We start from the raw sequence: 14,012 nt of genomic DNA, 5'->3' as shown, positions 1-14,012 counted from the left end.
AGTCTCGTCCATTGGGAGGCATATTCGCGATTGGGGTCGAGGTTGCGTATAAGGTTTCAGTCGCATGCTTGTCTGAATGCGACATGGGTGTCTTACGGCCTGCGATGAATTGTGCCAGACTAACCAAACCCTCGGAGAAACAATGGATTTCAGCGCTTCCTGCAAGGTGTCAGACGGGGTAGATTTCATCGAATAGCGCAATCCCGACAGCGGATGCCGCATCGGTTCTTGCATTTGCAGATATGGACGTTAACTCTCCCCGGGAAACACACATCAGGAGATCCTTCATGGAAGTTCGCGCCGCTGTGGCCGTTGGGGCCGGAAAACCGCTTGAAGTCACCACTGTAAGGCTTGAAGGCCCGCGCGCTTTTGAAGTGCTGGTGGAAATCAAGGCAACCGGCATCTGTCATACCGATGAATTCACCCTGTCGGGTGCGGATCCGGAAGGTCTGTTTCCCGCGATTCTGGGTCACGAAGGGGCAGGTGTCGTTGTCGAGGTTGGCCCGGGTGTGACTACCCTGAAGCCAGGCGACCATGTCATTCCGCTCTACACGCCGGAATGCCGGACCTGCGAATATTGCCTCAATCCGAAAACAAACCTCTGCCAGTCGATCCGCGCGACACAGGGGCAGGGCCTGATGCCGGACGGCTCGTCCCGATTCTCGACCCTCGATGGTGACCCGATCCTGCACTACATGGGCACATCGACGTTCTCCAACTACACGGTCGTACCGGAAATCGCCCTGGCGAAGATCCGTCCGGACGCGCCATTCGACAAGGTCTGCTACATCGGCTGTGGTGTTACGACCGGCATCGGTGCGGTGATCAACACCGCAAAGGTGGAAATCGGTTCGCGTGCGATTGTCTTCGGCCTCGGCGGTATCGGTCTGAACGTTCTCCAGGGTCTGCGTCTTGCCGGTGCCGACCAGATTGTCGGCGTTGACCTGAACCCGGAAAAGAAAGAGATGGCCGAGCGTTTCGGCATGACCGATTTCGTCAATCCGAGTGAAGTAGACGGCGACCTTGTTCCGTATCTTGTGAACCTCACCAAAGGTGGGGCCGACTATACCTTCGATGCGACCGGCAACGTGAATGTCATGCGTACGGCGCTTGAATCAGCCCACAAGGGCTGGGGCGAGAGCATCATCATCGGTGTTGCTCCGGCTGGTGCTGAGATCTCGACTCGTCCGTTCCAGCTTGTGACTGGCCGCGTCTGGAAAGGCACCGCATTTGGTGGTGCGCGTGGCCGCACGGACGTTCCGAAGATCGTTGACTGGTACATGGACGGCAAGATCGAGATCGATCCGATGATCACCCACACGATGCCTCTCGAAGACATCAACAAGGGGTTCGATCTGATGCACTCCGGTGAATCGATCCGCTCGGTGGTGGTTTACTGATCGAACGTCAGGCGTAACTCGCCGACATTTTGCCAAGGCGTCGTCTCTGCGAAAGTGGGGACGCGCATGCTGCGTCTCTCCGGTCTGGCAAGGCAAGGCCGGAGAAGTCCTTTTGGATAGGCGGCTATTCAGAGATTGGAATTGACTGACAATGAAAACCCTTTCCGAAAACAAGTCCTTTGGCGGCACCCAAGGTGTCTATAGCCACATGTCGGAAGCCTGTGGTTGTGAAATGACTTTTGCGGTCTACATTCCGCCGCAGGCCAAGGACGGCCCCGTGCCATGTCTTTGGTATTTGTCGGGTCTGACCTGCACCCATGAAAACGCCATGACCAAAGCCGGGCTGCAGGCCCATGCAGCAGAGTTTGGTATTGCCGTCGTCTTTCCGGACACCAGCCCGCGTGGCGAGGGCGTTGCCAATGATGAGGCTTATGATCTGGGGCAGGGGGCGGGATTCTATGTCAACGCGACAGAGATTCCATGGGCGCCGCATTTCCAGATGGAGACCTACATTGCCAGCGAATTGCGCGATCTGGTGACCGAGAACTTCCCAGTTTCCGTGCATCACGGGATCACCGGGCATTCCATGGGCGGGCACGGCGCGTTGACGCTGGCAATGAAATATCCCGGGCATTATCAGTCATTGTCAGCCTTTGCGCCGATCGCAAACCCCACGGCTTCCGACTGGGGCCGCAAACAGCTTGGGGCCTATCTCGGAGCTGATGATACACTCTGGACAGCGCATGACGCGACGGTTCTGGTCAAGGAAAAGGGCTGGGCCGGTGATGTTCTGATTGATCAGGGTGCAGGCGATCAATTCTACGAACTGCTCAAACCCGCTGCACTCATCGATGCATTGACCGAAACGAAGACGGCTCACACCTACCGCTTGCAGGCAGGCTACGACCATTCCTATTATTTCGTGTCAACGTTCGCGCGCGACCACGTCGCCTGGCATGCCGAGCGACTGAAGGGATAATCTACCACTTTCGGGCTTGGTTCTTTTCGCTCAAGGCTTTCGCGTAGGCGCTTTGGGCGAATTTTCTGGGCAATCTCAATTCGCCTAACATGTACCATTCTTCGATGTGTTCGAGAACGATCGGTTCGAACACATCGTTCATGGCCCGGACTGCGTCATGTAGACCATAGCCGGTGGTTTCTTCAGGTCTTTCCAGAGGCGGCAGAAGGACCATCCTGAAACGGGCCGGTCCCAGTCGCACAAGATATGTCGGGATAATTGTGCCGCCGCAGGAATTGGCGATCTTCACCGCGACGATCGCATTTCCTTTTTTCGGTAATGGTCGACCGAAACTGGGCAGATGGACCTGCTTGTCGCGAACTTCGTCCACGAAAATGGTCATGGAATACTGTCCGTTGTTCATCAGCCGGTGTAGCCGATACGCGCTTCTTTGCCCCGGTGGGAAAAGATACTGGTTTCGCTCCCTGCGGATGGCATGAACAATGCGGTTCTTGAACCGGTTTGGTTCCGGTTGAAATGGACCGATGCTCGGTCCGGCGAGCTCCTCGTGTATTGCCACGAAAAGTGCTTCCCAGGTGCCAAGATGCATGGATGTGAAGATCACTGGTGCGCCTTTGGCCTGCGCCGCTTTCAGATGTTCCAGCCCTTCAACTTCAATACGAGCACTTTTCCATAACTTGTTGACGATGCAGAACTCGGACATCGTCCGGCCGATGTTGTGCCACCATCGTTTCAGTCCCGCTTTCTGGCCCGTGTCGGTGTTCCAGCGGTTGACGGTCAGCGTTTCAAAATTACAGCTGATGCGCTGCGGAAACAGTTTGTCTCGATATGACCAGCGCATTACCGGCACGAGCAAATTGCCGAAAGCCGATGCGAAAGCTGGTGGGCACAGCTTCAGCGAATGATGAAAAAGGGTGTTCAGGACACCGTCCTTGACATGAACGAACCAGTGAAGCCGAGCTGCCTCCCGCTCTGCCTCCTGTTGAGAAAAGAGATCCCGTAGACGAGGAGCGGCGGGCTCTACTGCAAGAGTTTCAGCGAAGGGAATATCTTCCAGCCGCGTCTGTTTGGTCATGAATGGCGCGGGTGCAGCGTCATTGGCAGGTTTTCACCAGGGCGCAAGGTCAACCGCGCTACCGGCTGGACGTCCGTACCGTCTTTCAGCTTCAGTTCGAAATCCTGGGCGAGAATGGCCAAGCTGAGAATTGCTTCTGTCATGCCGAATTGCAGTCCGGCGCAAATGCGCGGGCCGATGCTGAAGGGGACATACCCGTATTTATTGGGTTTTTTCGATTTTGGATTGAGAAAACGGCCGGGATCAAAAACGTCCGGTTTCGACCATAGCACCGGATTGCGATGCATAAGCCATGGCACCACCATGACCAGCGAACCTTTTGGCACTGACTTGCCGCCGATGCTTGTGTCGGCCATTGCCTCTCGCGCAAGGATCGGGACCGGCGGATACAGCCGCAAGGTTTCCTCGATGACAGCCTTGGTGTAGGGCAGGTTGGGAACGTCCTGGAATGTTGGTGACCGGCCGGCAAGGACCGTGTCGAGTTCGGCCTGCAATTTTGCCCTGCTCTTGTCGCATTGGGACAGCAGGAACCAGGCCCAGGCCAGTGTGTTGGCGGTTGTTTCATGGCCGGCCATGAAAATCACGGCAGCTTCGCTGATGATTGCCTCACGGCTCAGTGGTTCGCCGTTCTCGTCTCTCGCTTCCAGCAAACCGCCAATGACGGATGCTTCGCCTTTTTCCTTCTGCGCTTCGTAGTTGGCGATGATCTTGTCGAGCACCGTCATGATGCGCTCGACAGGTTTCTTGATCGCACGACCACGAAAACGTGGCAGCCATTCGGGCAGTCCGAAGAGGGAGAGGATGTCGACCTGGTCGATATGGCGCTGATAATCCGAAAAACCCTGAACGACTTCGGCAGCATGATCCTTGCCCAGCTGGCGCCCAAAAATGGTCCGGCAAATGATCTCTGCTGTCAGGTGTGCCATATCGGCGAGCGCATCGACCTCAGCGCCTTCGCCCTGCGATGCCCAGTCGGCTCGCTGTTCCTCGATGGTTTCGATCATGATCGGCGCGAATCCTTTGACGCGCGAGCCGTGGATGATCGGTGCTACCACCTTGCGGCGTTTCGCCCAGGTGTCGGTATCACTGATAAAAAGACCGTCGCCGAGAAGAGGCTGCAAGGCATGACGCATTTGCGGGCTTTTGCGCTGCAAGACCTCGTGATTGGTCTGGAATGCTTCACGAACCACGTCTGGCCGGTTGCAGATCACCAGTTCACGAGTGAAGATCTTTTTGCTTCTGAGGCGGCTTTGAAAATCATCAACGCCCCAAATAGATAGAAAATTGCGTTTGGCCATGCCGATCAGGCTCCAGACCGGCGGCATCTTTTCATAGCGGAACGGGTAGGGCGGCACGAAGTCTTCAGCCTTGGTGGCTGTCGGTTCGGCCTTTTGGGTGTCGCCTGAAATTTGTGCGGAAACAGTCACTAAAAATAATCCGAATTGGTTCTGGTTTTACCGGAATAACCTGTCAGATGGCTTTTAGTCACTTGGGCCGAACACGTAAAGCACAGAGCGCGAGCATCAGCCATCCGAGGATCACCATCATGCCGCCGATTGGCGCCGACATCGCAAACAGGCGCCTTTCCAGAAAAGCCCGCATCAACAGGTCACCACAGAACAGGGACAGTCCTGCGGCAAGGAATATCAAAACGACGGGAAGGAGCGGCACTCTCCGCAATTGGGCGAGGAGACCGATCCCCAAAAACAAGGGCGCATGAAACAAAAGCATGTGTGCAGCGGTTTCGATCAGGCTTGACGCGCTGGCGTGCGCGGACAATGCCAGACTTACAACGCCGGCTGCACCTGAGACACCGGCCATGGCCATGCCCGTTCTGAGAAGAGGAGCGGTCGGGGTCGCCTGAGGCTGCATGTGGGTCATCCGGTTGTCCTGGAAACGTTTGACCCGCCGGCGCAAGCCGGCAGGCCTGGAGAAGGGGTCGGATTAGGCAGCAAAGCCGCGCTTTTCAAGAAGAGCATCGATCCGTGGCGCACGCCCCCGGAATGCGAGATACGCGGCTTCCGGGTCCTGCCGGCCACCGGCTGAGTAGATGTAGGTCAACAGTTTTCCAGCCGTTTCCGGATCAAATACGTTGCCCTTCTCTTCAAATGCCTCAAACGCGTCCGCATCCATCACTTCCGACCACATGTAGCTGTAATATCCAGCCGCGTAGCCGTCGCCCGAAAAGACATGCTGGAAATGCGGGATACGGTGACGCATCGTGATGGCTTGCGGCATGCCGATCTTGCCGAGTTCTTCCTTTTCGAAGGCTGCAACATCTAGGTCTGCCGGATCTTCCAATTGATGGAGTTCGAGATCGATCAGCGCGGAAGCCGTATACTCTACCGTCGCAAATCCCTGATTGAAATTGGCGGCAGCAAGCAGCTTATCGAGAAGTGCTTCGGGCATCGGTTCGCCGGTCTTGTAGTGAACGGCGTATTTTGAAAGCACTTCGGGTTGAGACAACCAGTGCTCATACAGCTGAGAGGGCAACTCGACGAAGTCACGCGAGACGCTGGTGCCCGAGATCATGGGGTAGGTCACATTCGAAAGAAGACCGTGCAGGCCATGGCCAAACTCGTGGAACAGGGTCCGGGCATCATCGAACGTCAGCAGCGTGGCCTCACCCTTGGCACCTTTGGAGAAATTCATCACATTGACGATGATTGGCGTTACGTCGCCTTCCAGCCTGTGTTGCGACCGGAAAGCACTCATCCAGGCACCGGATCTTTTTGACGACCGTGCGAAATAGTCTCCCAGAAAGAGACCGACGTGATTGCCATCCTTGCCGAGTACTTCAAACACCCGGACATCCGGATGGTAGACCGGCATGTCCTTGAGTTCTTTGAAAGTAAGCCCGAAGAGACGTGTTGCCGTGTCAAAGGCAGCCTGGATGATGTTTTCAAGCTGCAGGTAAGGCTTCAGCTCCGTTTCATCCAGATCGTGTTCGGCCTTGCGGACCTTTTCGGAATAAAAGCGCCAGTCCCATGCCTCGATAGAATGGTTTTCGCCGGCATTGCGCGCCATGTCCGCCAGCTTGGCTTCTTCTTCCCGCGCCTGAGCGACCGCCGGTTCCCAGACCTTCGCAAGCAGGCCTCTGACGTTGTCTGGCGTCTTGGCCATCGTGTCATCGAGCTTGAAGTCCGCAAAGTTCTTGAAACCGAGCATCCGGGCTTTCTCGTCCCGCAGTTTGAGGGTTTCGCTGATGATTGCCCGGTTGTCCGTCTGGCCGCCGTTTTCTCCCCGGGCGGACCATGCCTTGAAGGCTTCTTCACGCAAGCGCCGGTTCGTGGAAAATTGAAGGAAAGGTTCGATCGAGGAACGGGAAAGCGTGATGACGTGCTTTCCGTCAAGCCCTCGTTCGTTTGCAGCTTCGGCAGCCGACGTCAGCAGGAAGTCAGGCAGGCCGGCACGGTCTTCCTCGGTTTCCAGAACAAGCTGATAGTCCGACTCATCCTTGAGTACGTTCTGGGAAAAGCTGGTGCCGAGGGTGGCAAGTCTTTGCGAAATATCAGCCATCCGCGCCTTGCCGGCATCGTCGAGACCTGCACCGGCCCGCTGGAACATTTTCTGATACCGTTCGAGCACGCGCGCGTCTTCAGCATTGAGACCAAGGGAGTCCCTTTGATCCCACAACGCAGCAATCCGGCCGTAAAGCTTGGAATTCAGCAGCATTTCCGAGGAATGTTTGGCAAGCTTCGGTGCAACGTCGCGCTCGATCTTTTGCAGGGCCTCATTGGTATGGGCACCGGTCAGGTTGAAAAACGTCCTTGCAACCTTGGTGAGCGTCTTTCCTGACGTCTCCAGGGCAACAATCGTGTTTTCAAAAGTCGGCGCCACCTCCTGATCGGCGATTCTGTCAGTGTCCGCCTTGGCTTCCGCCATGGCAGCGTCGAATGCTTCCTCGAAATGCTCGGGAGAGATCGTCTCGAAGGGAGGCAGGTCGAACGGCGTGGTCCAGTCGGAAAGAAGCGGATTGACGGTCATTTGTGCCTCGGAAGGTATCTTGAAGGATGTCAGCGACATATGGCGCAGATTGGGATCGGTTCCAAGCACTCTGCGGCTAAATAGCGCCTTGAAGCCGGTCAGGCCGCAGAACGCGATATGGCAACCGGTGTTTCTGTTTGGCGGGTAAGGAAGGCAACGGCAATCGCTTGCCTCATGATGTCTTGTATCGGTCGTTCGATGTCATTGGCATCCCTTGGAGGCCGCTTACCACATCGAAGTCTTTGCACGCTCCGGCCATTCGCGGTCATAGGTTTCACCATCGAAACTTGCCTTGATTTCCTTCATGATTTCACCTGGTGACGGCAAGTCGCCCTTGCCGGTCCTGTTCTCAGTTTCCCAGAGGCCGGCACGCATGATGGCGCGTGCACACTGGAAGTAGACCGAGCCGATCGTGACCACGATCACCGAACGAGGCAAATGCCCCTCTTTCTCGAAGCTGGCAATAAGGTCGTGCTCGACGGACAGTACTGCCTTGCCGTTGATCCTCAGAACGTTGTTCCATCCGGGAATCATGAACATGAGCGAGACACGCGGGTCGCGAACAATATTGCGCAGCGAGTCGATCCTGTTGTTGCCCCGCCGGTCGGGCATCAGCAGCGTCTGGTCATCCTGTATCCTGACAACCATTCCGTCGTCGCCGCGCGGAGAGCAGTCGAGCCCTTCTGGTCCGCAGGTTGCAAGTGTGCAGAAGTTGGAAGCCTCGACAATCCTGCGATACGCAGGGCTCAGATGATCGATTTCCTTGATCAAGGACGCTTCTCCGGCAGTACCGTAGTGTGCGTGAAGGTCCTCAAGGGAAGTGAGGATGCTCATTGAAATGATTCCGGGCGGGTGTACGGGGACGAAGGCGAGAGCCGCAGCTTATCCGCCCGTGTCCGTCTCCGTCAATTTCGCCGCGGACGTCCTTTGAGCTCCGTACGATCTTGCACTTTGGTCTAACGCTTTGAAATTCCGGATTTTTGAACCTTTACGTCAAGGTAACTTCGCGTTGCGGTATGCGTGAGAAGTAAGTAGCTGAAAATCAAAAAGAAACAAAATGACGCAATGCAATAAAAATCGCGAGGAAATTCGAGGATTAGCCGTGATTACTTCGAAAGTATAATGAGTTGGTGTGGGTGAGCGATCCGATAGTCGTATTGCTGTTTTGCAGATGATTTTTTTACAGTCATTGCAGCTTGCAGTTTTGGTGCGGAGGAGCCGGGATCCCGGACGGGGAACAAGCCGGAATTGCTTGCAGCTGTACAGCTATTGCAGGCGTGCCCGAGGTGGGTACGCGACGCCTTTCTGGGAGGAAAGTATGAGCTTAATTCGTAAACCCCTCAATCGTCGTTCCATTTTGCGCGCTGGCGCATTGGGCGGTGCCGCATTGGCAACGCCGACCATTTTCACCAGCCGCGCATGGTCTGCCGGTTATCTCAACGAACCGACAGGCGCTGAAGTCGTTCTGGGCTTCAACGTTCCGCAGACCGGCGCATATGCCGACGAAGGGGCAGACGAACTGCGCGCCTATCAGCTTGCCGTCAAGCACCTGAACGGTGAAGGCGACGGCGGTCTGTTGAACACCTTCTCGTCCAAGGAACTCAAGGGCAACGGCGTCAACGGCAAGAAGGTCGCCTTCGTGACCGGTGACACGCAGACCAAGTCTGATGCAGCCCGTGCATCCGCAAAACGCATGATCGAAAAAGACGGCGCTATCATGATTACCGGTGGTTCGTCCTCCGGTGTGGCGATCGCCGTGCAGTCGCTCTGCCAGGAAGCAGGCGTCATCTTCATGGCGGGTCTGACCCACTCCAACGACACCACCGGCAAGGACAAGCGCAAGAACGGTTTCCGTCACTTCTTCAACACCGAAATGTCCGGCGCTGCGCTGGCTCCGGTTCTGAAGAACAACTACGGCACCGATCGCAAGGCCTATCACCTTACCGCCGACTACACCTGGGGCTGGTCTCAGGAAGAATCCATCAAGAAGTACACCGAAGGCATGGGCTGGGAGACAACAGCTGCTGTTCGTACGCCGCTTGGCGCTGGTGACTTCTCCCAGTACATCACGCCGGTTCTGAACTCCGGTGCTGACGTTCTTGTTCTGAACCACTATGGCAAGGACATGGTGAACTCCCTGACCCAGGCTGTTCAGTTCGGTCTGCGCGACAAGCAGGTCAACGGCAAGGACTTCGTGATCGTGGTTCCGCTGTACTCTCGTCTGATGGCACAGGGTGCCGGTGAAAACGTGAAGGGTATCTTCGGCTCCACCAACTGGCACTGGTCGCTGCAGGACGAAGGCTCCAAGGCTTTCGTCAAGTCCTTCGGTCAGGAATACGGCTTCCCGCCGAGCCAGGCTGCGCATACCTGCTACGTCCAGACCCTGCTTTATGCCGATGCCGCACAGCGGGCTGGCACGTTCGATCCTTGCGCAATCGCCGCAGCTCTCGAAGGCTTCGAGTTCGACGGCATGGGCAATGGTCCGACCCTCTATCGTGCAGATGACCACCAGTGCTTCAAGGACGTCCTGGTCGTGAAGGGTAAAGAAAACCCGAGCTCCCAGTTCGACCTTCTCGAAGTGGTGGAAGTCACTCCGCGTTCGCAGGTCGAATACCCGGCAGACATGCTGGGTGGCGAACTCGGCGCATGCAACAACGGCGCATAAGCTCTTGAACGTCGGCAGCCGCCGGAGGATCTCCGCCGGCGGCTGCTGCTTATCAGGACGCAAGTGACGCAGCAAATAGCGGCAAGACCATGGATGTGATTATTCTTCAACTGCTGAACGGGTTGGACAAGGGCGGAGCTTACGCGCTGATCGCCTTGGGACTGACCCTGATTTTCGGGACCCTTGGGGTCGTCAACTTCGCGCATGGTGCCTTGTTCATGCTTGGTGCGTTCTGCGCGGTGTCGTTCAACAAGCTTCTCAGCCTGGAGATCGTGACGACGGATCCGACCAAGACGACGGCGTGGGGAACTCCCCTCGAAATCCGTACACCCTACATCGAGGCATACCTCGGAGACTTCGGTCACTGGGTGCTCAACTATTCGGTGCCGGTTTCCATCCTGCTTGCCATTCCGGTCATGCTGCTTTTCGGTTTCATCATGGAACGCGGCCTGATCAAGCACTTCTACAACCGGGCGCACGCCGATCAGATCCTCGTCACCTTCGGCCTCGCTATCGTTCTTCAGGAAATCATCAAGTCGATTTTCGGTGCCAACCCGATCCCGCAAACCGCGCCAGATGCCGTACGTGGAGCAGCCGACATCGGAGCTGCCCTCGGCTTGGATCCCGGCGTGATCGTCTATCCGTACTGGCGCATGGTCTACCTTGCCTTCGCAGGCGCCATCATCGCAGCCGTCTTCGCCTTCCTGCAATTCACCACCTTCGGCATGGTTGTCCGGGCCGGCATGGCAGACCGTCATACGGTCGGGCTGCTGGGCATCAACATCGAGCGCCGTTTCACCATCGTTTTCGCGATCGCCGCAGTGGTCGCCGGTCTTGCCGGGGTCATGTACACGCCGATCCTGCCACCCGACTATCACATGGGCATGGACTTCCTCGTGCTCAGCTTCGTCGTGGTCGTTGTTGGCGGCATGGGGTCGCTGCCTGGAGCCGTCGCTGCAGGTTTCCTGCTCGGCATCCTGCAGTCCTTCGCATCGATGAATGAAATCAAGGCCATTCTTCCAGGCATCGACCAGATCATCATCTATCTCGTTGCTGTGGTCATCCTTCTCGTGCGTCCGCGCGGGCTGATGGGCCGCAAGGGCGTCATGGAGAACTAAAAAAATGTCTACAAAAACATCTCCTGCACGCGACTACATCTTCTTCGCGATCTTTGCTGTCGCGGTGCTTACGATGCCGATCTGGCTTGAGCCGATTGGTGCCGGTTATCCCGACCTTCTGCAGAAGTTTGCAATCTTTGGTCTCTTTGCGACCGGTTTCAACATTCTGTTCGGTCTGACTGGATACCTGTCATTCGGCCACGCCGCGTTTCTGGGTGTCGGTTCCTACACCGCAGTCTGGACGTTCAAGCTGCTTGGCATGAACCCGATCCCCGCCGTGATCATGGCAATCATCGCGTCCGGCATCTTCGCGCTTGCCATCGGCTATGTGTCGCTGCGCCGTTCGGGCATCTATTTCTCGATCCTGACGCTCGCTTTCGCTCAGATGTCCTATAACCTGGCCTATTCGGTTCTGACGCCGATCACCAACGGGGAGACCGGCTTGCGTGTTCTGCGCAGCGACCCGCGTCTGTTCGATGGCAACGGCGGTGCGGATGGACCCTTGATCGCAAACCTGTTCGGCATTGAAATGACCGGGTGGGGCGGGTTCTACTTCTGTGCGGTCATCCTTCTGATCGGCTTCTTCGTTGCACAGCGGATCTTCCGGTCGCCTTTCGGCATCATGTTGCGCGCTGTCAAGACCAACCAGAACCGTATGACCTACACCGGCCTCAATCCGCGTCCCTACACACTGGCGGCGTTCGTGATCTCGGGAATGTATGCAGGTCTGGCCGGTGCTTTGATGTGCATCACCGATCCGTTGGCAGGTGCTGAGCGCATGCAATGGACTGCATCGGGAGAGGTCGTTCTCATGACCATTCTCGGCGGCGCAGGCACCTTGCTCGGCCCGATCTTCGGTGCGGCGCTGATCAAGTATTTCGAGAACATCTTCTCTGCCTTCAACGAGCAGACCCTGCATGAGATTTTCGGTTTCCTTCCGGACTTTATCGAAGGCTCGGTCATCTCCGTTGCCGGCCTGTTCGTCGGTGAAGGCTGGCATCTTACGCTCGGTGTTCTCTTCATGCTGATCGTTATCTTCCTGCCTGGTGGCATCATGGAAGGTGTGTCCCGGATCGGTAAGCTGTTCAAGCGGTCGTCCGGCAAGTCCGAACCGAACCGTGCAACTGCCCCTGCAGAGTAAGGAACAAGAATATGGAAATCCTACGTGTAGAGGGCGTCAACAAGTCGTTCGGCGGTCTGAGAGCCCTCAACAATGTCAACTTCTCGGTGGAGCAGGGGACTGTTCACGCGATCATCGGGCCGAACGGAGCGGGTAAGTCGACCTTCCTGAACTGCATGATCGGCCGGTTGATCCCGGATACCGGCACGGTGAAGTTCGGTGATATCTCGCTCACAGGCATGAAGCCCTACGAGATCAACCAGGTCGGCGTTTCTCGGGTGTTCCAGACCCCTGAAATTTTCGCAGAACTCACCCTGCTGGAAAACGTCATCATCCCCACCATGGCAAAGCGCGACGGACAGTTCTCACTGCGTCCGTTCAAGCGGCTCGATAGGGATGCAGAAATCCAGGACAAGGCACTTCACATGCTGGAGGACGTCGGCCTGGCCGAGAAAAAAGACGTTATTTCCGGTTCCCTGTCACGTGGTGACAAGCGCCGGCTCGAGCTGGCCATGTGCCTCTCGCAGGATCCGAAGCTGCTGCTTCTCGATGAACCGACCGCGGGCATGTCCCGCGCCGATACCAACAACACGATCGATCTTCTGAAACGGATTGCCGGACGCGGTATCACCAAGGTGGTCATCGAACATGACATGCATGTCGTGTTCTCGCTTGCCGACAAGGTCACCGTGCTCGCACAGGGAACGATCATCGCGGAAGGCAAGCCTGAAGAGATCAAGGGCGACCCGCGCGTACAGGAAGCTTATCTCGGAGGAGCGCATCTGTGACCCTACTTGACGATCAGTTCAGCGGCCGGTCCGCTCCCGGCGTCCCGCCGCGCAAATCTCAAGGCGGCGCCCCCGCATTTTTCTCTGCGTGGGACCTGCATGCCTATTACGGAGAAAGCTATATCGTTCAGGGCGTCAGTTTTGACATTCGTGAGGGCGAGATCCTGGCACTTCTGGGCCGCAATGGTGCAGGCAAGACATCGACGTTGCGCGCAATCGCCCGGATGGAGGATCCGCAGCTGAAACATGGCGAGGTGTGGCTGGATCACAAGCCGCTTCACACCATGAAGAGCTTTCAGGCAGCCCGCCAGGGCGTCGGCCTCGTTCCGGAAGACAGACGCATCATTCCAGGACTGACGGTTCAGGAGAACCTGGAGCTTTCGCAGATTGCCGAGCCGGTCGGATGGTCGATCGAGCGTATCTACGAGCATTTCCCGAGGTTGGCCGAACGACGGTCGCAGGACGCCATCACCATGTCCGGCGGCGAACAGCAGATGCTGGCTGTTGCACGTATCCTCGCGCGCGACATCAAACTGCTGTTGCTGGACGAGCCCTATGAAGGCCTCGCACCAGTGATCGTTCAGGAGATCGAGCGCATCCTCGAAGGCGTGAAGGATCTCGGCATCACGACCATCATTGTTGAACAGAACGCAATCGCGGCGCTTCACCTTGCTGACAGGGCGGTCATTCTGGACATGGGAGAGGTCGTGTTCGACGGATCGGCACAGGAAGTCCTCGACAATCCGCAGCTGCGTCAGGAATACTTGGCGATCTGACCCTGCGGACATTTCAGAAGCTGAAGGCCGGTGCCAAGCGCCGGCCTTTTTTTGTCTGCCGGCATTGGTTGAAGGCGGCGGCGGCGGCCTATAGTCTGTCCAGA

12 protein-coding genes are annotated in these 14,012 nt (G+C 56.8%); 7 read left to right on the top strand and 5 right to left on the bottom strand.

All coding sequences use genetic code 11. From position 1 onward, the window contains the following. Positions 1-287 precede the first annotated feature (287 nt). Positions 288-1,400, top strand: a complete 1,113-nt coding sequence (locus tag ACP90_RS15945; RefSeq protein ID WP_022999395.1) for an S-(hydroxymethyl)glutathione dehydrogenase/class III alcohol dehydrogenase — start codon at positions 288-290, stop codon at positions 1,398-1,400. A gap of 151 nt (positions 1,401-1,551) precedes the next feature. Next, a complete protein-coding gene (gene fghA, locus ACP90_RS15940; protein WP_062488899.1) occupies positions 1,552-2,379 on the top strand; it encodes an S-formylglutathione hydrolase in 828 nt (275 codons plus the stop codon). 1 nt (position 2,380) lies between these two features. On the opposite strand, the gene ACP90_RS15935 is transcribed toward fghA, so the two are convergent. From ACP90_RS15935 to ACP90_RS15915, 5 genes are all read right to left on the bottom strand, one after another. Then, entirely contained in the window at positions 2,381-3,454 is a 1,074-nt protein-coding gene (locus tag ACP90_RS15935; protein ID WP_062488898.1) for a lysophospholipid acyltransferase family protein, read from the bottom strand. Then, the gene (locus ACP90_RS15930) at positions 3,451-4,881 is read right to left on the bottom strand and encodes a cytochrome P450 (protein ID WP_062488897.1); all 1,431 of its coding nucleotides are present in this window, start codon (positions 4,879-4,881) and stop codon (positions 3,451-3,453) included. Before ACP90_RS15930 ends, ACP90_RS15935 begins: the two co-directional genes overlap by 4 nt. A 58-nt stretch (positions 4,882-4,939) precedes the next feature. Then, positions 4,940-5,281 carry a DUF423 domain-containing protein gene (locus tag ACP90_RS15925; RefSeq protein ID WP_208993333.1) on the bottom strand — a complete coding sequence of 114 codons (342 nt, stop codon included), beginning with the start codon at positions 5,279-5,281 and terminating at the stop codon, positions 4,940-4,942. Positions 5,282-5,398: 117 nt separating this feature from the next. Beyond that, entirely contained in the window at positions 5,399-7,441 is a 2,043-nt protein-coding gene (locus ACP90_RS15920) for a M3 family metallopeptidase (RefSeq protein WP_062491689.1), read from the bottom strand. Between the two features lie 225 nt (positions 7,442-7,666). After that, complete coding sequence (locus ACP90_RS15915; RefSeq protein WP_062488896.1) at positions 7,667-8,275, bottom strand: pyridoxamine 5'-phosphate oxidase family protein; 609 nt, start codon at positions 8,273-8,275, stop codon at positions 7,667-7,669. Between the two features lie 484 nt (positions 8,276-8,759). On the opposite strand from ACP90_RS15915, the gene ACP90_RS15910 reads away from it, so the two are divergent. The 5 genes from ACP90_RS15910 to ACP90_RS15890 all read left to right on the top strand — a co-directional run bounded on the left by ACP90_RS15910 (position 8,760) and on the right by ACP90_RS15890 (position 13,908). Beyond that, positions 8,760-10,106 (top strand): substrate-binding protein, encoded by a 1,347-nt coding sequence (locus tag ACP90_RS15910; RefSeq protein WP_031268785.1) that lies wholly within the window; start codon positions 8,760-8,762, stop codon positions 10,104-10,106. 89 nt (positions 10,107-10,195) lie between these two features. Then, positions 10,196-11,224, top strand: coding sequence for a branched-chain amino acid ABC transporter permease (locus tag ACP90_RS15905; protein WP_022999387.1), 1,029 nt, complete (start codon positions 10,196-10,198; stop codon positions 11,222-11,224). 73 nt (positions 11,225-11,297) lie between these two features. Next, entirely contained in the window at positions 11,298-12,365 is a 1,068-nt protein-coding gene (locus ACP90_RS15900) for a branched-chain amino acid ABC transporter permease (protein ID WP_286145766.1), read from the top strand. An 11-nt stretch (positions 12,366-12,376) separates the two neighbouring features. Next, positions 12,377-13,132 (top strand): ABC transporter ATP-binding protein, encoded by a 756-nt coding sequence (locus ACP90_RS15895; RefSeq protein ID WP_022999385.1) that lies wholly within the window; start codon positions 12,377-12,379, stop codon positions 13,130-13,132. After that, positions 13,129-13,908: an ABC transporter ATP-binding protein gene (locus ACP90_RS15890; protein ID WP_022999384.1), complete on the top strand. Its 780-nt coding sequence runs from the start codon at positions 13,129-13,131 to the stop codon at positions 13,906-13,908. Before ACP90_RS15895 ends, ACP90_RS15890 begins: the two co-directional genes overlap by 4 nt. Positions 13,909-14,012 lie beyond the last annotated feature (104 nt).

Source organism: Labrenzia sp. CP4, assembly GCF_001579905.1.
Taxonomy (GTDB): domain Bacteria; phylum Pseudomonadota; class Alphaproteobacteria; order Rhizobiales; family Stappiaceae; genus Roseibium; species Roseibium algicola.
The sequence above is the reverse complement of the archived record's forward strand: the minus strand, read 5'-3'. Positions and strand labels throughout refer to the sequence as shown.